This window comes from Geodermatophilus sp. SYSU D00867, assembly GCF_054050315.1.
Window position 1 is genome coordinate 13316 of the sequence record NZ_JBJGZC010000024.1, and the last position, 18051, is coordinate 31366.

An 18051-nucleotide genomic window follows, 5' to 3' on the forward strand; every position below is an offset into this window, starting at 1 on the left:
GCGTCCCCACCCCTACTGGGGTTCGAGAAAACCTGGATCTATCTCCCTCATCTCCGTCATCACCGGTGTGGAAGCTGGGGATCGGGCCCCTTCCCGCAGGTCAGCGCCCGAGTCGACATGTTGGTTCGCTGTGGGGAAGTCACGTGCCGTTGTTGTCGACACGTGGACATCTCGACGGCGGTGCACAGGCGTCGCCGTCTCTCCACGCCCCGTCCCCGCTGCACCCCCGGTCTGTCCCCAGTCCGTGCCCAGGCCCCCGGCGACCGCGCCGGCCGACGACGGGCGCGGGTGGGGACGGCGGCCCTCCGGGGGCACGAAAGCGCAGGTCACCACGGCGGAACGTCGCTGGATGCACACACTGGGGAACCACCTGGGGACGACACCCGGTGCCGCGGCTCCCCGGAGCGGTCCGGTCACACCGGGATGACGATCTCCCCAGGGTGTGCACATCCCTGGGGACAACTCGGCGGCATGTCGACACGGCGGGAGCCGGTGACCGCCCGGCAACCGCGGGACGACGGGCGACGACCGGTCCCCGCCACCGCCCACCGGCTGTGGACAGCCGGCCCGGTGTCTCCACCGCGGCGGGCCGGTGACGGCCGACGACGGCCGACCGAGGGCCCTCCGAGGGGCCGCCGGGGCTACTGGCGGGCGCGGCTCTTGATGCGCGCGGTCAGCTCGGTGACCTGGGTGTAGGTCGCCCGGCGCTCGCTCATCAGGTTGGTGATCTTCTTGACCGCGTGCATGACCGTGGTGTGGTCCTTGCCGCCGAAGGAGGCCCCGATCCGCGGCAGGGACAGCTCGGTGAGCTCCCGGCACAGGTACATGGCGATCTGGCGGGCGTTGACCAGCGTGCGGCTGCGGTTGGAGCCCTGCAGCTCCTCCATCGTCACGGAGAAGTACTCCGCGGTCGCGGCCATGATGATCGCCGCGGTGATCTGCGGGCCCTGCTCGTCGCTGATGAGGTCCTTGAGCACCAGCTCGGCCAGCGGCAGGTCGACCTGCTGCTTGTTGAGGCTGGCGAAGGCGGTGACCCGGATCAGCGCGCCCTCGAGCTCGCGGATGTTGGTCTGCACCTTGCTGGCGATGAACTCCAGCACCGGGTCGGGCACCTGCAGCCGCTCGCCGTAGGCCTTCTTGCGCAGGATCGCGATGCGGGTCTCCAGGTCCGGCGCCTGGACGTCGGTGATCAGCCCCCACTCGAACCGCGTGCGCAGCCGGTCCTCGAGCGTCGTCAGCTTCTTCGGCGCCCGGTCGGAGGTGATGACGATCTGCTTGCTCGCGTTGTGCAGCGTGTTGAAGGTGTGGAAGAACTCCTCCTGCGTCCGCTCGGCGCGCTCCAGGAACTGGATGTCGTCGATGAGCAGGAAGTCGATGTCCCGGTAGCGGCGGCGGAAGTCCTCGGCCCGGCCGGAGTGCACCAGGTTGATGAACTCGTTGGTGAACTCCTCGGTGCTGACGTAGCGCACCCGCACGTTGGGGAACATCCGCGCCGCGTAGTGCCCGATCGCGTGCAGCAGGTGCGTCTTGCCCAGCCCGGAGTCGCCGTAGACGAACAGCGGGTTGTAGGCCCGCGCCGGGGCCTCGGCGACGGCGACCGCCGCGGCGTGGGCGAACCGGTTGCTGTTGCCGATGACGAAACTGTCGAAGACGTACTTGGGGTTCAGCCCCGGGTCCAGGCCGGCCGGTGGACGGCGGTCACCGAACAGCGGCACCGCGGTGCCGGACGCGCGGCCGGGGGACCCGCCGCGCTGCGGCGCGGGCTCGTCGGCGCCGTCGGGGGCGGCGTCACCGAGGTCGAAGGGCAGCACCTCGGCGCCCTCCCCGACCCGCGGGCCGCGGCGGCGGCCGGTGCGCCCGCGGCTCGCGGGGCTCCAGTCGGTGCCGCCCCACTCCCCCACGCCGTCACCGGCGGGTGCCGGCGCGTCGGCGGGGGACGACGCCTCCCGGCGCGCGGCGTCCCGGCGGGCGGCGTCGGCCCGGCCGGCGTCGTAGGGCTCGAAGGGGCCGGCCTCGTACGGGGCCGACTCGTAGGACGCCGGCTCGTACGGCGAGGACTCGTAGGGGCCCGGCTCGAACGGCGCGGGCTCGAAGCCGGCACGGTCGAGCGGACGCGCGTCGCTGCGCACCCCGAAGGCGCTGCGGCCGTCGTCGGCCCGCTCGCGGTCCTCGTCGCTGGGGGCGGCGTCCACCGGCGTCCACGGCCGGCGGGTCGGCTGCTCCTCGGGCGCGGGCGCCGAGGCGGGGGCGTCCTCGAGCTGGATGGCGACGCCGATGTCCCGGCCGAGCTGCTCGGACAGCGCCTCGGCAAGCACCCGGCGCATCCGCGACTCGAGCACGGTCTGGGTGAACTCGTTGGGCGCGGCGAGCACGGCGGTGCCACCGACCAGGCCCACCGGCCGGGTCAGGTTGAGCATCGCGTTCTGCTGCCGGGTGAGGCTGGTCGCCAGCCGCTCGCGGACCGAGTCCCAGACCTCCGCCAGGTCCACCGCGGCATCGGCCATGACCGTGTCCTCCCCTTGCAGTTCGTCCCCGCTGTCCGACCTCCGGCGTCCTCGGGAGCCGGCGTCCCCGGTGCCGCGGCTGCCCGGGAAGTGGACATCCTGGACACCCGGGTTCCACACGAGTGTCCACAGGCTGTGCACGACCGGCGACATGGTGCCGTGTCGACCTGTGGATGTCAGGTCGCAGCGGGGTCGTCGCTGGTCGGGAGGGAGGTCGTGATACGGCTCGAGACGGACTGCGGTCAGGTCGACCGGGTGGTCGGCCCCCGTACCGGGCGGTCTGCCCGGACCGGAGCGACGGCGACGCTAACAGCCCCGTCCACAGCCCGGCAACGACGTCCGGGGACGCCTGGGACGGCCGGTGCGCGTGTCGTTCGGCGTGTCGTCCCCGGCCGGTCGGCGTGCCGACACCGACCGTCCGCCCGGAGGGTGCAGCCTGGCGGGTCGCCGTCGGCGAGCCGGTCGCGTGACCGGGACCGCGGGAACGGCGTCCTCGGGCGTCGCCGTCCTCGGTTATGCTGGTCGGAGTCTGTGGACCGGTAGCGGTGCGCGGACGCGGTCGTCCGCCGGATCCCGGCGCCGTCCGTGTCCCGGGCCGCCGGTGCCGGGGCCCACAGCGCCAGCCTCGCGGGGTCCCGCGGAGTGGCCCCGCCGCCTCTCCCGGAGCCCCGCCGCGTGCCTGCCCACCGGCCGGCCGCACCACCGATGTCCTGCCGTAGGAGTACCCGTGAGCAAGCGCACCTTCCAGCCGAACAACCGCCGCCGGTCCAAGACCCACGGCTTCCGGCTGCGGATGCGCACCCGCGCAGGCCGCGCGATCCTCGCCGGCCGCCGCCGCAAGGGTCGCGAGAAGCTCTCCGCCTGAGGTGCTGCCCGCGCAGGCCCGCCTGCGCCGGCGTCCGGAGTTCACCGCGGTCGTCCGGTCGGGCCGGCGTGCCGGTCGGCCGACCATGGTGCTCCACTACCTCCCCGTCCGACCCCCGGCCCGCACGGCCGGGGGTCTCGACGTGCCCGGGGACGGGACGCCCGCCGGGCCCCGTGCCGGGTTCGTGGTCGGCAAGGCGGTCGGCAACTCCGTGGTCCGGCACCGCGTGACCCGGCAGCTGCGCGCCGCCGTGCGCGAGGAGCTCGGCCGGCTGCCCGCCGGCGCCGACCTCGTCGTCCGGGCCCGCCCCGACGCCGCGACGGCGACCTCCGCGCAGTTGCGCCGCGACCTGGCCGCCGGCCTGGACCGGGTGCTCGCGGAGCGGTCCCGGCCGTCGGCCGAGCGGACGCGGTCCTCGTGAGCGCCCCCGCGGCCCGGCGTCCCGGACCGGTGGCCCGCGCGCTGCTGGCCGCCGTCGGCTTCTACTCCCGCGCCGTCAGCCCCGCGCTGCCGCCGCGCTGCCGCTTCGCCCCCACCTGCAGCGCCTACGCCGCCGAGGCGGTCGCCGTCCACGGCGCCGCCCGCGGGTCGTGGCTGGCGCTGCGGCGGCTGCTCAAGTGCGCGCCCTGGCACCCCGGCGGCTACGACCCGGTCCCCGCGCCGCGCGCGGGCCGGGGACGCCCCGGAACCGGCGGCGACGGCCGCACGTCGATGACAGCGGCACCCGCGGCCCCCGCCGACGGCGTGCCCGCCGCCGACGGTGCCCGTCGCCCCGCCCCCGAGACCCCGCCGGCGTCCCGCCGGGCCCCGCAGGAGGAGTCCTCCGTTGCTTGACTGGCTCTACACCGCCATCGCCTTCGTCATGAAGACGTGGCACTCGGTGTTCTCGACGTTCCTCGACCCGGCCGGTGGCATCACCTGGGCGCTGTCGATCGTGTTCCTCGTCGTCACCGTCCGGCTGCTGCTGTTCCCGCTGTTCGTCAAGCAGATCAAGAGCCAGCGGGCGATGCAGGAGATCCAGCCGGAGATCCAGAAGCTGCGCAAGCAGTACGGCGCGGACCGCCAGGGCTTCAGCCAGGCGATGATGGCGCTGCAGAAGGAGCGCGGGGTCAACCCGCTGGCCGGCTGCCTGCCGATCCTCCCGCAGATCCCGGTCTTCCTCGCGCTGTTCCACGTGCTGCGCCGGCTGCGGCCGGGCGCCCCCGGTCTCTACAGCTGGGACGACCAGCTCACCGACCAGGCCGCCAAGGCGGAGCTGTTCGGGGCGCCGATCTCCTCGTCGTTCACCATGTCGGGGCAGAAGGCCACCGACATCCTGGCGCTGCCCGGCGTCAGCCAGGGCGGCATCCGCACGGTCGCGCTGATCCTCATGGTGGTCATGTGCGTGACGACCTTCGTCACGCAGAAGCAGATCATGAAGCGCTCGGGGCCGGTCGAGGGCCAGGCCGCGATGGTGCAGAAGCTGCTGCTCTACGGCATGCCGGTCAGCCTCTTCGTCACCGGCTTCTTCTTCCCCATCGGCGTCCTCCTGTACTGGATGACGAACAACCTGTGGACCCTGGGCCAGCAGTTCTTCATCCTGCGCAAGATGCCCCCGCCCGGCAGCCCCGCCGCCAAGGCGAAGGCCGCGGCCGAGAAGCCCGCGATCGACCCCAAGACGCTCGCCCCCCGGCCCGGCGCCAAGCCGGTGCGCGGCAAGAGCGGCCGGCCGGCGGCCGCCGGCGTCGAGCTGACCAAGGGCGGCGCCGACGGGGCCCCGGCGGACGGCACCCCGGCCGGCGGGAACGGCGCCACCGGCACCGGCACCGGCACCGGCGCGAACGGCACCGGTAGCGCGAACGGGGCCGGGGGCGGCGGCACGGCCGGCGGGGCGACCGCCGCGGGCGGGACCGCCTCCGGGGGCCGCTCCGGCGGCGGGAACCGCGCCCCCCGGCCCGCGAACCGCGGCCCGCACGGCCGGCCCGCCGGCACCGGCGGCAAGCGCAAGCGCCGCTAGACCCCGGTCCGCGGCGAACGGCGTCCCCCGACGCCGCTCGCCGCGGACCCGCCGGGAGGAGCAGCGACCACGCGCCCTCCGGCCTCCGACCTCCGGGCCCGCCCCGGCCGCCCGCACCGACTGGAGGTACCTCCGTGAGCGTCCCGAACCACACCGCACCGGCCGAGACCCCCGACCTCCCCGACGCCGACGACGACAGCACCGACGCCGTCCTCGAGCCCACCGACGAGGTCGCGCCCGCCCCCTCGGGGAACGGCCGCGCCGCCGCCACCGGCACCGACCTGCTCGTCCGCGAGGGCGACGTCGCCGGCGACTACCTCGAGCGCCTGCTCGACATCCTCGACGTGGACGGGGACATCGACCTCGACGTCGAGGGCGACCGCGCCTCGGTCGCCATCGTCGGCGGCGACCTCGACGACCTGGTCGGCTCCGACGGCTCCGTCCTGGAGGCGCTGCAGGAGCTCACCCGGCTGGCCGTCGCCCAGGCCACCGGCGTCCGCAGCCGGCTGATGCTCGACATCGGCGGCTACCGGGCCCGGCGGCGCGCGGACCTCACCTCCATGGCCGCCGAGGCCGCCCGCCGGGTCGCCGGCACCGGGCAGCCCGAGCGGCTCGCGCCGATGAACCCCTTCGAGCGCAAGGTCGTCCACGACGTCGTCGCCGGCGTCCCCGGGGTGCGCAGCGAGTCCGAGGGCGAGGAGCCCAACCGCCGCGTCGTGGTCCTGCCGGAGCGGTGAGCGACACTCCCGTCCCGTCCGCCCCACCCGCCCCGGAGGTGGCCGCCTCCGTCTTCGGGGCGGGGCTGCCCGGCGCCGAGCGCTACGTCGCCCGGCTCGCCTCCGACGGCGTCACCCGCGGGCTGATCGGCCCGCGGGAGGTCCCGCGGCTGTGGGAGCGGCACGTGCTCAACAGCGCCGCCGTCGCGGAGGCCGTGCCCGAGGGGGCCCGGGTGGTCGACGTCGGCAGCGGCGCCGGCCTCCCGGGGATCCCGCTCGCGCTGGCCCGGCCGGACCTGCGGATGACCCTGGTGGAGCCCATGGCCCGCCGGGTCGAGTTCCTCGAGGAGGTCGTCGCCGAACTCGGCGCCCCGTGGCGCGTGGTCCGCGGCCGCGCCGAGGAGCGCTCGGTGGTGACCGCCGTCGGCCCGGTCGACGTCGTCACCGCCCGGGCGGTCGCCGCGCTGCCCCGGCTGGTCGGCTGGAGCCGCGGCCTGCTGCGGCCCGGCGCCCAACTGGTGGCCCTCGTCGGCGCCCGCGCGGTGGAGGAGCTGCCCGCGCTGGTCCCCGAGCTGGAGGCCGCGGGCATGCGCGACGTCCACGTCCGGGCTGTCGGCGCCGGGCTGGGGGACGCTGCCACTACCGTGGTGGTGATGACGCGGGGCCGACGGTGAGGCCCCGCGGGACGACGACGGCGTTCCACGTGGAACGCGACCAGGTACCCGTCCCGTTCCACGTGAAACGGGTCGGCAGGGAGGACCCGCGATGACCGACCCGGGCCAGCGGCTGCGCAGCAGCCTCGCGGCCGACTCGGCGGCCCACTCCGGCGGGGACTTCGACAGTCCCATCGCGATGGAGGCGCTGCGGGCCACCCGGGTGCTGCACGCCGCCGACCAGGAGCCGTTCCCCGCACCCGGGCGCATCCGGGTCATCACCGTCGCCAACCAGAAGGGCGGCGTCGGGAAGACCACCTCCACGGTCAACCTGGGCGTGGCGCTGGCGCTCTACGGCCTGCGGGCGCTGGTCATCGACCTCGACCCGCAGGGCAACACCAGCACCGCCCTCGGCGTGGAGCACACGGTGGGGACGCCGTCGATCTACGACGCCCTCGTCGGGGACAGCTCGCTGGCCGACGTCGTCCACCCGACGACGGCCAGCCCGAACCTGCGCTGCGTCCCGGCGACGATCGACCTGGCCGGCGCGGAGATCGAGCTGGTCTCCGTCGTCGCCCGCGAGTACCGCCTGCGCCGGGCGATCGAGGGCTACATCCACGGCCTGCCCGAGGACGAGCGCCCGCACTACGTCCTCATCGACTGCCCGCCGTCGCTGGGCCTGCTGACGCTCAACGCGCTGGTGGCCGGCGACGAGGTGCTCATCCCGATCCAGTGCGAGTACTACGCGCTGGAGGGCCTGGGCCAGCTGCTCAACAACATCGAGCTGGTGCGCGCGCACCTCAACCCGGGGATCGCCGTCCGCACCATCCTGCTGACGATGTACGACGGCCGCACCAAGCTCGCCGACCAGGTCGCCGAGGAGGTCCGCAGCCACTTCGGGGACCTGGTGCTGGCGACGGTCATCCCGCGCAACGTCCGGGTGTCCGAGGCGCCGGGGTACGGGCAGTCCGTGCTCACCTACGACCCGGGCTCGCGCGGCTCCACCAGCTACGTCGAGGCCGCGCGCGAGCTCGCCGAGCGCGGCGTCGGCCTGGAACCGATCGACGTCCGGCCGATGGGCCCCCCGCCGCCGCCCCCCGCGCCGGCGACCGCGCCGATGCCCGCCGTCCGGCCGGGCACCGCCCGGCACGCCGACCCCGCGTTCGCCGGCACCGACGCCGCCGTCCTGCCCGTTCCGACCTCCGTCGACGAGGAGACCCGATGAGCAAGCGTGGCGGCCTCGGCCGGGGTCTCGCGGCGCTGATCCCCACCGCCCCTCCGGTCGAGCAGCCGACGCTGCCCGAGACCGACGGCCCGGCCCCGGCCGCCCCCGAGACGGGTGGGACGCCCGGGACGGGTGGGGCGCCGGCGCCGGTCACCCTGCTGCCACCGGCGGCGCAGGCGGCCGCGACGGTCGCCGCGCAGGCCGCGTCGTCTCCGGGCACGGCCGCGGTCGGCGTCCCCGGCGCGCAGCTGCGCGAGGTCGCCGTCAGCGACGTCGTCCCCAACCCGCGCCAGCCGCGGCAGGTCTTCGACGACGAGGCGCTCGAGGAGCTCACCCACTCGGTGCGCGAGTTCGGCCTGCTGCAGCCGATCGTCGTGCGCGAGCGCACCGACGGCGACGGCGGTGCGCCCTACGAGCTCATCATGGGCGAGCGGCGGCTGCGGGCCGCGCGCGCGGCCGAGCTGGAGACGGTGCCGGCGATCGTCCGGGACACCGAGGACGACGCCTTGCTCCGCGACGCACTGCTGGAGAACATCCACCGCGTCCAGCTCAACCCGCTGGAGGAGGCGGCGGCCTACCAGCAGCTGCTGGAGGAGTTCGGCGCCACCCACGAGGAGCTGGCGCAGCGGATCGGCCGCAGCCGCTCGCAGGTCACCAACACCATCCGGCTGCTCAAGCTGCCGGTGAAGGTCCAGACCCGGGTCGCCGCGGGCGTCATCTCCGCCGGGCACGCGCGGGCGCTGCTGGGCCTCGACGACGCCGAGGCGCAGGAGGCCCTGGCCGCCCGGATCGTGGCCGAGGGGCTGTCGGTGCGCGCCACAGAGGAGGCGGTCGCGCTCGCCGTGGCCGAGCAGCCGGCCTCCCGCCGCCGCGCCCGCCGGATCAGCGCGCCGGGTGTCGAGGACCTCGCCGGCCGGCTGTCCGACGTCTTCGAGACCAAGGTGAAGATCCAGATCGGCCGGGCCAAGGGCCGCATCGTCGTCGAGTTCGGCTCGGTCGACGACCTGCAGCGCATCATCGGCCAGATGGCGCCGGACCTGACCGGCCGCCGCGAGGAGCCGGAAGGCGCCTGACGAGAAAGGCCCGGTTCCGTCACGGACGGAACCGGGCCTCTGTCTCTACGTCACCGCGAGCTCTGCGCCCGGCGGGTGAGCAGCCGCGAGAGGACCTCGCCCAGGTCGTGCCCGGCGGCCTCGACCGCCATGGGGAACATCGAGGTCTCGGTCAGCCCCGGGGAGACGTTCACCTCGAGGAAGTGCACCTCGCCGTCGGGCGAGACGATCGCGTCGGTGCGGGACAGGTCCGCGAGGCCCAGCGCCCGGTGCACCCGCACCGCGACATCGGCCGCGCGGGCCGCGACGTCCTCGGACACGCGGGCCGGCGCGTGGTACTCGGTCAGCCCGGGCGTGTAGCGGGCGGTGTAGTCGAAGACGCCGGACTCCGGGGCGATCTCCACCGCCGGCAGCGCCTGCGGCCCCTCCCCCAGGTCGACCACCGACAGGGCCAGCTCCACGCCGTCGACGAACCGCTCGACGAGGACCGTGTCGCCGTAGGCGAAGCAGCTGACCATCGCCGCGGGCAGGTCCTCGACACGGGTGACCTTCTGCGCGCCCAGCGCCGAGCCGCCCGAGGCCGGCTTGACCATCAGCGGCAGCCCGAGCCGGGCGACGATGAGGTCGAGGACGGCGCCGGCGCCCAGCTCGCGGAAGGTGCTGTGCGGCAGCGCCACCCAGTCCGGCGTCGTCACCCCGGCCGTGCGCACCACCGACTTGGCCGCGGGCTTGTCCCAGGCCAGCCGGCAGGCCGCGGCCGGGGAGCCGACGTAGGGGACGCCGGCCAGGTCGAGGACCGCGCGCAGGGCGCCGTCCTCGCCGGTGGCGCCGTGCAGGGCGATGAACACCGCGTCGGCGGGGGCGGCGGCCAGGCCGGGCAGCAGCTCCGCGTCGGCGTCGCGCAGCTCGGCGTCGACACCGACGCGGGCCAGCTCCTCCACCACCTGGGTGCCCGAGGACAGGCTGACCTCGCGCTCGAAGGTCAGGCCGCCGGCCAGGACGACGGCGCGCAACGCGGTCTCCTCGTCCTCCGGGGCGGCCGGTGCGGCGGGGTCGGTCACGGGTTCGGTCACGTCAGTCCTCGATCCGGTCGCTGCTGGCGGGGCCGACGATCGTCTCGGCGGTGGTGTCGGTCCGGCCGACGGCGCGGAAGGTGCCGGTGTCGACGGCGTCGAAGGTGGAGTGCAGGTCCAGCTCGGCCTCGATGACCCGGGCCAGCCGGCGCACGCCCTCCCGAATCTGGTCCGGCTCGGGGTAGCAGTAGGACAGCCGCATGTACTCGCGGCCCGACCCGTCGGCGTAGAAGCCGATGCCGGGGACGTACGCGACGTGCGCGCCCACCGCGCGCGGCTGCATGAGCTTGGCGTCCAGGCCGTTCGGGAGCTTCAGCCACACGTAGAAGCCGCCGTCGGGCCGGGTCCAGGTGGTGCCCGGGGGCATCAGGGCGGCGAGCGACTCCAGCGTGGCGTCGCGCCGCTCCCGGTACAGCTCGGTGAACAGCTTGATCTGCTCGCGCCAGGGCTGGGTGTCCAGGTACCGGGCGACGGCGTACTGGGTGAGCGAGGGCGGGCAGAGCACCTGCGCCTCGGTGGCCAGCACCAGCTTCTCGCGGACGGCGAGCGGCGCGAGCACCCAGCCCACCCGCAGGCCCGGGGAGAAGGTCTTGGAGAACGAGCCGAGGTAGATGACCCGCTGCGCGTCGCGGGCCCGCAGCGCGCGCATCGGCTCGTGGTCGAAGCCGAGCAGGCCGTAGGGGTTGTCCTCGATGACCAGCAGGTCGTAGCGGTCGGCGATGTCGACGATCGCCTGGCGGCGCGGCTCGGAGAGCGTCACGCCGGCCGGGTTGTGGAAGTTGGGCACCGTGTAGAGGAACTTGACCCGGTCGCCGTTGGCCCGGCACTCGAGCAGCGCCTGCTCCAGCGCCTCCGGGACCAGCCCGTCGTCGTCCATGGCGACGTGCTTCACCCGCGCCTCGGCGGCCTGGAAGACCCCGAGCGCGCCGACGTAGGACGGGCCCTCGGCGAGGATGACGTCGCCCGGGTCGCAGAAGACGCGGGTCACCAGGTCCAGAGCCTGCTGCGAGCCGACGGTCACCACGACCTCGCTGGGCGAGGCGTCGGTGATGCCCTCGAGCGCCATGACGTCGCAGATGCGCTCGCGCAGCCGCGGGTCGCCCTGGCCGGAGCCGTACTGCAGGGTCTGCGCGCCCATGCCGCTGACCAGCTCGCCGATCATCGACCCGACGGCGTCCAGCGGCAGTGCGGTGACGGCGGGCATGCCGCCGGCCAGCGAGACCACCTCGGGCCGGCTGACGACGGAGAAGAGTGCGCGGATCTCCGAGCTCTTCATGCCGTGCGTGCGGGCTGCGTACCGGTCGGCCAGCGGGTCCAGCCGCGGGTGCCGGGGCACCACGTGCCCGTGCTGCTGCGGCGGCGTGCGGTGCGGCTGGCCGTGCGACGGCGGGAGAGAGGCCACGGACCGAGTGTAGGGAGGCCGCCGCGACCGCCCGCCCGACACGGCGGGTGAGACGGACCCGTCACACCTGGGGCGCCAGGCGCCCCACCCGTCACACCCTCTGGGGGAGGACGAACGTGCCGGTGGGCGGGTCCGCCTCGGCGGGCAGGAACAGCCGCTGGACGGCGGCCAGCACGGCCGAGGCCACGGTGCCGCGGAGCCGGGCGTCGAGCAGCAGCAGCCGGTCGACCGGGTGCGACAGGTAGCCGACGTCGAGCCGCACGGCGGGCATCCGGGTCATCCGCAGCAGGTCCCAGGTCTTGGGGTGCCCGCCGAGGTCGAGCATGCCGGTGCGGGCCACCACCTCGCGGCGGGCCAGGTCGGCGAAGCGCTCCCCCACCGTCGACGACGTCCCCGAGCCGGTGCCGTAGTAGTAGCTGGCCACCCCGCGGGCGTGCGGCGAGTCGTGGGCGTCCACGTGCAGGGAGATGAACAGGTCGGCGCCGGCGTCGTTGGCGAACGCGGTCCGCTCGGCCGGCGCCGGGTTCTGCTCGCGGCCGCGGGTCAGGTAGACCGTGGCGCCGGCCGCGGCCAGCCGCCCCTCGATCCGGCTGGCGAGGTCCAGCACCAGGTCGGCCTCGGTGGTCTCGCCGGCGGCGAAGCCGGTGTCGGCGCCGCCGTGACCGGGGTCGACGACGATGCGCCGGCCGATCAGGTGCGGCCCGCTCTCGACGAACTCGGCGCTCTGCCGCAGCAGCTGGGGGCGCCCGCCGGTCACCTTGCGGCCCAGCTGGCGCAGCGCCCGCAGCGTCGCGGGCCCGCAGGTGCCGTCGGCGGTGAGGCCGTAGTCGCGCTGGAAGGCCTGCAGGCCGGACTCGGTGTCGCGGCCGAAGATGCCGTCGGCGCGGCCGGCGTCGTAGCCGAGCTCGAGCAGCCGCTCCTGCAGGCTGGTGACGTCGTCGCCGCGCACGGGACGCTCGGGGTCGTGGTGCAGCAGCCGGTCGCCCAGCGACCAGCGCGCCTCCGACAGCGCCCGGTAGGTCTCCTCGCCGACCCGGCCGTCCACCGACAGCCCGCGGACCTGCTGGAAGTGGCGGACGGCGAGCGCGGTGGCCTCGTCGTAGACGCCGTCGGCGGGCCCGGCGCCGTCGGTGGGCCGGAGCAGGCCCAGGCTGCGCAGCGCGGCCTGTACGTCTGCGACGGCGGCTCCGTGGCTGCCCGGACCCAGCGGCTGCATGTCGCTCTCGCTACCCATCGTGCCCACGATTGTCGCCTCCGCGACGCCTCCCGGCCCACCCGGGGCCCGTCCCGCCCCGGGAACGGCGAGGGCCCGCCTGGGACGTCCCCAGACGGGCCCTCGGGAGCCGGAGCCTGCGGCTCAGATGTAGTCGGCGAGGTCGGAGAGGATCGCGCCCTTGGGCTTGGCGCCGATGATGCTCTTGACCGGCTTGCCGCCTTGGAACACGGTCATCGTCGGGATCGACATGACCTGGTAGTCGCGGGCGATCTGCGGGTTCTCGTCGATGTTGAGCTTGGCGATCGTCAGCTTCTCGCCGTGCTCCTTGGCGATCTCCTCGAGCACCGGGGCGACCATCTTGCACGGCCCGCACCACTCCGCCCAGAAGTCGACGAGGACGGGCTTGTCACTGCCCAGCACCTCGTTGGCGAAGGTCGCGTCGGTCACCGTCACGGTGTTGCCTGCCATGGTCGTTCTCCTCTGTCGCGGTCGAGGTCGGTCGGCCTCCGCGGGGAGTAACCCGCGGAGGGGGTGCGGTATGCCCGGGGGTGGTGACGTGCCGGGACGGCCCCGCGAGGGGGGCCTCCGTCAGCGCTCGTCGAAGGTCTCGGCCAGCCAGCGCTCGGCGTCGATGGCCGCCGCGGCGCCGGTGCCGGCCGACGTGATCGCCTGGCGGTAGATGTGGTCCACGACGTCACCGCAGGCGAAGACGCCGTCGATGTTGGTGCGGGTGGTGGGGTGCTCCACCTGCACGTAGCCCTCGTCGTCGAGCTTGAGCTGCCCGGCGAACATCTCGCTGCGCGGGTCGTGGCCGATGGCCACGAACACGCCGCTGACGGGGAGCTCCTCGGTGCTGCCGGTGGCGACGTCGGTCAGCTGCACGCCGGAGACGGTCCGGTCACCGAGCACGTCGGTGACCTGCTTGCCCAGCGCCCAGCGGATCTTCTCGTTGTCCTGCGCGCGCTTCTGCATGATCTTCGAGGCGCGCAGCTCCTCGCGGCGGTGCACGACGGTCACCGACTTGGCGAAGCGGGTGAGGAAGGTGGCCTCCTCCATCGCCGAGTCGCCGCCGCCGACCACGACGATGTCCTGGTCGCGGAAGAAGAAGCCGTCACAGGTGGCACAGGCGGAGACGCCGTGGCCGAGCAGGCGCTGCTCGTTGTCGAGGCCGAGGTACCGGTACTTGGAGCCGGTGGCGACGATGACCGCGTGCGCGAGGGTCACCTCGTCGCCGACCTTGACCACCTTGGGGGTGGCGGTGAGGTCGACCTCGGTGACGTCGCGGGCGACCAGCTCGGCGCCGAAGCGCTCGGCCTGCTGGCGCATGTCCATCATCAGCTGCGGGCCCTGGATGCCCTCGGCGAAGCCGGGGAAGTTCTCCACCTCGGTGGTGGTCATCAGGGCGCCGCCGAACTGGGAGCCCTCGAAGACCAGCGGGTGCAGGTTCGCCCGGGCGGCGTAGACGGCCGCCGTGTAACCGGCGGGACCCGATCCGATGATGACCAGGTCGCGGATGCCGTCGCGCTCCGCGGGCGGGATCACGGGTGACTCGACCTCGGTGGTCGTCGCGGGGCCGGGGGTGGGCTGGGGGTCCGTCACGCGGGGCACAACGCCGCATCGTAGGGCGGGATTCCCGCGAACAGGCCGCTGACGTGCAGGTCACTCCCCCGCGGCGGGGGTGACGGCGACCTCGGCCAGGTCGCCGGCGAAGCCGTCCTCGGCGGGGACCAGGCCGGTCACCCACACCAGGACGTACTGCGCGGTCACCGGCTCGTCGAAGGCGAGGTCGGTGGTCCCGTCGACGCTGCCGGAGGTGGCGACGGCGAAGGAGTCGAGGTCGCCGTCGGGGGCCTCGCCGGTGCGGACCTCGACGGCGATGCCCGGGGTGGTCGTCGTCAGCGTGACGCCGCCGATGGCCTGGGCCGAGCCGAGGTCGTAGACGACGCCGACGCCGGGCTTGAGGTTGCCGAAGTCGGCCGAGCCCCGGTAGGTCAGCGTGGACCAGGTGGTGGCCGGGTCGCCGTCGTGGGTGGCCGGCACCTCGTCGGTGTTCTCCGGCTCGCCGTCGCCGAAGGGGTCGAAGACGGTGGCGTCGCGGATCGGCAGGGGCGTGCCGGCCTCCGGCGCGGGGGCGGCGCTGTCCTCGGCGGGCGCGCTGCTGGACGGGACCACGGGCGTGCCGGGCCGCTCGTCGACGTTCGTGGCGACCGAGAGCAGGTTGGTGCCCACCCACCAGGCGAGCAGCACGACGACGACCAGGGCGGCCAGCAGCAGGCCGGCGACCAGGAACCGGCGGCGGCCGGGCGGGTCCTCGGCGTCGTCCTCGTCCTCCTCCTCGACCGGCTCACCGAGGACGTCGACGTCGTGGGAGCCCTCGGCCGGCACCGGCGGGAGGGAGCGCGCGGGACCGAGCGGCACCGGCGGCAGGGTGTCGGGCTCGCGCCCCTGCGGCCGGTCGGCGTCCTGCGCCGGCGCGACGGGCTGCCCGGCCTCGCGGTGCTCGCGCAGGCGCCGCAGCCAGCCGCTGTCGCTCTCGTCGCGGCCGCGGACCGGCACGGCCGAGGACCGCGGCCGCTCGGTGAGCAGCGCGGCCATCGCCGCGGCGCTGGCCAGCCGGGCGCCGGGCTCGGTGGAGCGGGCGCGGCGGACGAGGGCGGCCAGGTCCGGCTGGGCGATGACCGGGGCGGCGGCGGGGACGCCGTCGGGCCCGGGGACGCCGGCCTGCCGGCCGGTGAGGCAGTACTCGAGCAGCGCGCCGAGGGCGGCGATGTCCTCCTGCACGGAGCCCGTGGCCGCGGGGACGGCGCGGAGGCCGACCAGCCCGTTGGGCCGCAGGACGACGGTCTCGGGGGTCAGGCCGCCGACGGCGAGGCCGACCCGGTGCGCCTCGGCGACGCCCTCGGCCAGCCGGCGCAGGACGGTGCGGGCCTCCCGCTCGCCCATCGGCCCGGACCGCAGCCGCTCGGCGAGGGTCTGCCCCTCGATCCACTCGTTGACGACGTAGGCCGCGCCGGTCTCGCCGCCGCTGCCCTCCGAGGCGTCGTAGACCATGGCCAGCGCGGGGGTGGCCAGGCCGCCGGCGGTGAGGGCGCGGGCGATCCAGGCGCGGGCCGGGGGGCCGCCGGGGACGTGCACGCGGATGGCGACGTCGCGGTTGAGGATGCGGTCCTTCGCGCGCCAGCAGTGGATGACGCCGGTCGGGGTGCGTTCCTCGGGCCCGACCTCGTCCAGCGGTCGGTACCGGTCGGGGAGGCCGGTGATCGTCGCCGTCATGGACGTGTCCGACCCCCTGTCCGCTCCCCCCGGCTGCGCGCTGCCCCGGGGACGCCGTCCGTGCCCGCCGGTCCGCCGCTCACCCGCGGCCCAGCCGCGCGCGCGCGGCGGCGAGGGGTCCCCGGAGCTCCGGGACGCGGGCGAGCACGAACCCGGCGAGGGCCGTGACGCCGACGACCACGGTACCGATCGACAGGGTGCCGAGCGAGCCCGTCAGTGACGTGCCGAACGCGTCGTGGGTCACGCGGACGACGACCCAGCCGACGCCGGCCGCCACCGCCACCGCCAGCACCATCCGCAGCACCGGGCCCAGCGCCCCGCCCCGCGCCACACCCGGCTCGGCGCCGAGCTGCCGCCGCAGCGCCAGGTGCCCGAGCACCCAGCCGGCGAGGTAGGTGAGGCTGGTGGCCAGCATCAGCCCGGCGACGACGTGCTCGGGCTCGACCAGCGCCGGCACGAGCAGCAGCAGCGGCACCCGGACGAGGACCATGCCGACCTGGATCAGCGTCGGCGTCCGGGCGTCCTTCATCGCGTAGAAGACGCGCAGCTGCAGGAGCGTGACGGCCATGGGCAGCAGCCCGAACGCGCCGACGGCCAGGGCCGCGCCGATGCCCTGCGCCTCGTCGACCGAGGTGTTGCCGCGGGCGAAGGCGACGACCCCCAGCGCCGGGCCGACGACGGTGAGCGCGGCGGCGACCGGCAGCAGCCCCAGCGCGGACAGCCGCGTGCCGAGGGAGAGGTCCTGGACGACGCCGGGGACGTCGTTCCGGGCGGCGGCGCGGCTCATCCGCGGCACCAGGGCGGTGAGCAGCGCGACGCCGATGATCCCGTAGGGCATCTGGAACAGCAGGCTGGCGTAGGCGAAGGCGCTCGAGCCCAGTCCGCCCTCGCGGGCGGCCGCGTTGGGGGGGGGCGCGGGGCCCCCCCCCCCCCCCCCCCCCCCCCCCCCCACCCCCCCACCCCCCCCCCCCGCCCCCCCCCCCCCCCCCCCCCCCCCCCCCCCCCCCCCCCCCCCCCCCCCCCCCCCCACGACGACGCCGACCTGGCTGACCGCCACGTAGAGGACCACCCACAGGCCCAGCCCGCCGACCTCGCGCAGCCCGGTCTGCCGCAGGCTCCACCGGGGCCGCAGCGGCACGCCGGCCCGGTGCAGCAGCGGCACCAGCACCAGCGCCTGGACGGCGATGCCGAGCAGCGTGCCGCCGCCGAGCAGCCACACCTGGCCGGGGGTGATCGTCCGCGGCTCGAGGTCGCCGGGCCCGCTCGCCATCACGAACAGCACGCCGGTGGCGATGACGACGACGTTGTTGAGGACCGGCGCCCACGCCGGCGGGCCGAACACCCCGCGCGAGTTGAGGATCGCCTGCGCCAGCGCGCCGATGCCGTAGAAGACGATCTCCACGAGCAGGATCCGGGCCAGCCAGTTGGCCAGCCGCACCTGGTCCGGGTCCTCCTGGATGCCGTACAGCGCGGTCAGGGCCGGAGCGACGACGACGGCGACCGCGGTGACCACCAGGAGCCCGGCGATCGCCACCGTGGACAGCCGCTGGGCGTAGGCGACGCCGCCGTCGCGGTCGCGCTCCTGCGCGTGCACCAGCAGCGGCACGATGACCGAGGTCAGCACCCCGCCGAGCAGCAGCTCGTACACGATGTTGGGCAGCGTGTTGGCGGTGTTGTAGGCGTCGTTGACCAGCCCGACGCCCAGCGCGGCGGCCAGCACGACCGTGCGCAGCAGGCCGGTGATCCGGGAGACCAGCGTGGCCACCGCCATCGTCCCGGCGGCGCGCAGGAGGCCGCGGCTGCCGCCGGGGGCGCCCTCCCGCCGCCGTGCCTCCTCCTCGGTCTCGCCCTCGGGCTGCGGGACCGGGGGCAGGTGCAGGATCGGGATGACCTGCGTCTCGTCGGCCGGGATGAAGCGGCGCCGCACCGGCGGGGGCACCGGCGGCAGCGGACGGGGCGCGGGCCGGACGACCGCGGGCGGGGGCACGTCGGCCCCGGGGGGCGCCGGGCGCCGTCCGTCGGCCTGCACCCCGGGCTGGTCCCCGGTGCGGGGAGCGCCCGGCGGGCGGGGCCGGG

Annotated in this window: 16 protein-coding genes; 8 read left to right on the plus strand and 8 right to left on the minus strand. The window is 75.4% G+C overall.

From position 1 onward, the window contains the following. Nucleotides 1-641: 641 nt before the first annotated feature. Complete coding sequence (gene dnaA / locus ACI8AK_RS19595) at nucleotides 642-2504, minus strand: chromosomal replication initiator protein DnaA (protein WP_387988636.1); 1863 nt, start codon at nucleotides 2502-2504, stop codon at nucleotides 642-644. Between the two features lie 727 nt (nucleotides 2505-3231). Here dnaA and rpmH point away from each other — a divergent pair. The 8 genes from rpmH (at nucleotide 3232) to ACI8AK_RS19635 (ending at nucleotide 9032) form a co-directional block, all read left to right on the plus strand. Continuing rightward, entirely contained in the window at nucleotides 3232-3369 is a 138-nt protein-coding gene (rpmH, locus tag ACI8AK_RS19600) for a 50S ribosomal protein L34 (protein WP_040338882.1), read from the plus strand. 1 nt (nucleotide 3370) lies between these two features. Further along, complete coding sequence (rnpA, locus tag ACI8AK_RS19605) at nucleotides 3371-3790, plus strand: ribonuclease P protein component (RefSeq protein WP_387988635.1); 420 nt, start codon at nucleotides 3371-3373, stop codon at nucleotides 3788-3790. Beyond that, a complete protein-coding gene (gene yidD / locus ACI8AK_RS19610) occupies nucleotides 3787-4203 on the plus strand; it encodes a membrane protein insertion efficiency factor YidD (RefSeq protein WP_387988634.1) in 417 nt (138 codons plus the stop codon). The genes rnpA and yidD overlap by 4 nt, the downstream gene beginning before the upstream one ends. After that, nucleotides 4196-5365, plus strand: coding sequence for a membrane protein insertase YidC (gene yidC, locus ACI8AK_RS19615; protein ID WP_456903453.1), 1170 nt, complete (start codon nucleotides 4196-4198; stop codon nucleotides 5363-5365). The genes yidD and yidC overlap by 8 nt, the downstream gene beginning before the upstream one ends. A gap of 134 nt (nucleotides 5366-5499) precedes the next feature. Next, a complete protein-coding gene (locus ACI8AK_RS19620) occupies nucleotides 5500-6102 on the plus strand; it encodes a Jag family protein (protein WP_387988632.1) in 603 nt (200 codons plus the stop codon). Next, nucleotides 6099-6755, plus strand: coding sequence for a 16S rRNA (guanine(527)-N(7))-methyltransferase RsmG (gene rsmG, locus ACI8AK_RS19625; protein ID WP_387988631.1), 657 nt, complete (start codon nucleotides 6099-6101; stop codon nucleotides 6753-6755). The genes ACI8AK_RS19620 and rsmG overlap by 4 nt, the downstream gene beginning before the upstream one ends. A 91-nt stretch (nucleotides 6756-6846) precedes the next feature. Continuing rightward, nucleotides 6847-7959, plus strand: a complete 1113-nt coding sequence (locus ACI8AK_RS19630; protein ID WP_456957631.1) for a ParA family protein — start codon at nucleotides 6847-6849, stop codon at nucleotides 7957-7959. Then, the gene (locus ACI8AK_RS19635; protein ID WP_456957633.1) at nucleotides 7956-9032 is read left to right on the plus strand and encodes a ParB/RepB/Spo0J family partition protein; all 1077 of its coding nucleotides are present in this window, start codon (nucleotides 7956-7958) and stop codon (nucleotides 9030-9032) included. Before ACI8AK_RS19630 ends, ACI8AK_RS19635 begins: the two co-directional genes overlap by 4 nt. A 50-nt stretch (nucleotides 9033-9082) precedes the next feature. Here ACI8AK_RS19635 and ACI8AK_RS19640 read toward each other — a convergent pair whose 3' ends face one another. The 7 genes from ACI8AK_RS19640 to murJ all read right to left on the minus strand — a co-directional run bounded on the left by ACI8AK_RS19640 (nucleotide 9083) and on the right by murJ (nucleotide 17914). Further along, nucleotides 9083-10084 carry a D-alanine--D-alanine ligase family protein gene (locus ACI8AK_RS19640; protein WP_456957635.1) on the minus strand — a complete coding sequence of 334 codons (1002 nt, stop codon included), beginning with the start codon at nucleotides 10082-10084 and terminating at the stop codon, nucleotides 9083-9085. A gap of 1 nt (nucleotide 10085) precedes the next feature. Beyond that, on the minus strand, nucleotides 10086-11486 hold the full coding sequence (locus ACI8AK_RS19645; RefSeq protein ID WP_456903457.1) for an aminotransferase-like domain-containing protein: 1401 nt from the start codon (nucleotides 11484-11486) through the stop codon (nucleotides 10086-10088). Nucleotides 11487-11577: 91 nt separating this feature from the next. Then, nucleotides 11578-12720, minus strand: coding sequence for an N-acetylmuramoyl-L-alanine amidase (locus ACI8AK_RS19650; protein ID WP_387988626.1), 1143 nt, complete (start codon nucleotides 12718-12720; stop codon nucleotides 11578-11580). Between the two features lie 123 nt (nucleotides 12721-12843). Next, a complete protein-coding gene (trxA, locus tag ACI8AK_RS19655; RefSeq protein ID WP_387988625.1) occupies nucleotides 12844-13170 on the minus strand; it encodes a thioredoxin in 327 nt (108 codons plus the stop codon). 120 nt (nucleotides 13171-13290) lie between these two features. Next, entirely contained in the window at nucleotides 13291-14301 is a 1011-nt protein-coding gene (gene trxB, locus ACI8AK_RS19660; protein ID WP_456957636.1) for a thioredoxin-disulfide reductase, read from the minus strand. A gap of 60 nt (nucleotides 14302-14361) precedes the next feature. Then, nucleotides 14362-15975, minus strand: coding sequence for a hypothetical protein (locus tag ACI8AK_RS19665; protein WP_456957637.1), 1614 nt, complete (start codon nucleotides 15973-15975; stop codon nucleotides 14362-14364). A 79-nt stretch (nucleotides 15976-16054) separates the two neighbouring features. Continuing rightward, a complete protein-coding gene (murJ, locus tag ACI8AK_RS19670; protein ID WP_456957639.1) occupies nucleotides 16055-17914 on the minus strand; it encodes a murein biosynthesis integral membrane protein MurJ in 1860 nt (619 codons plus the stop codon). Nucleotides 17915-18051 lie beyond the last annotated feature (137 nt).

Coding starts and splice junctions, on each gene's coding strand:
- dnaA (WP_387988636.1), bottom strand. CDS start 2,504: ATGGCCGATGCCGCGGTGGACCTGGCGGAGGTCTGGGACTCGGTCCGC.
- ACI8AK_RS19630 (WP_456957631.1), top strand. CDS start 6,847: ATGACCGACCCGGGCCAGCGGCTGCGCAGCAGCCTCGCGGCCGACTCG.
- ACI8AK_RS19635 (WP_456957633.1), top strand. CDS start 7,956: ATGAGCAAGCGTGGCGGCCTCGGCCGGGGTCTCGCGGCGCTGATCCCC.
- ACI8AK_RS19650 (WP_387988626.1), bottom strand. CDS start 12,720: ATGGGTAGCGAGAGCGACATGCAGCCGCTGGGTCCGGGCAGCCACGGA.
- trxA (WP_387988625.1), bottom strand. CDS start 13,170: ATGGCAGGCAACACCGTGACGGTGACCGACGCGACCTTCGCCAACGAG.
- ACI8AK_RS19665 (WP_456957637.1), bottom strand. CDS start 15,975: ATGACGGCGACGATCACCGGCCTCCCCGACCGGTACCGACCGCTGGAC.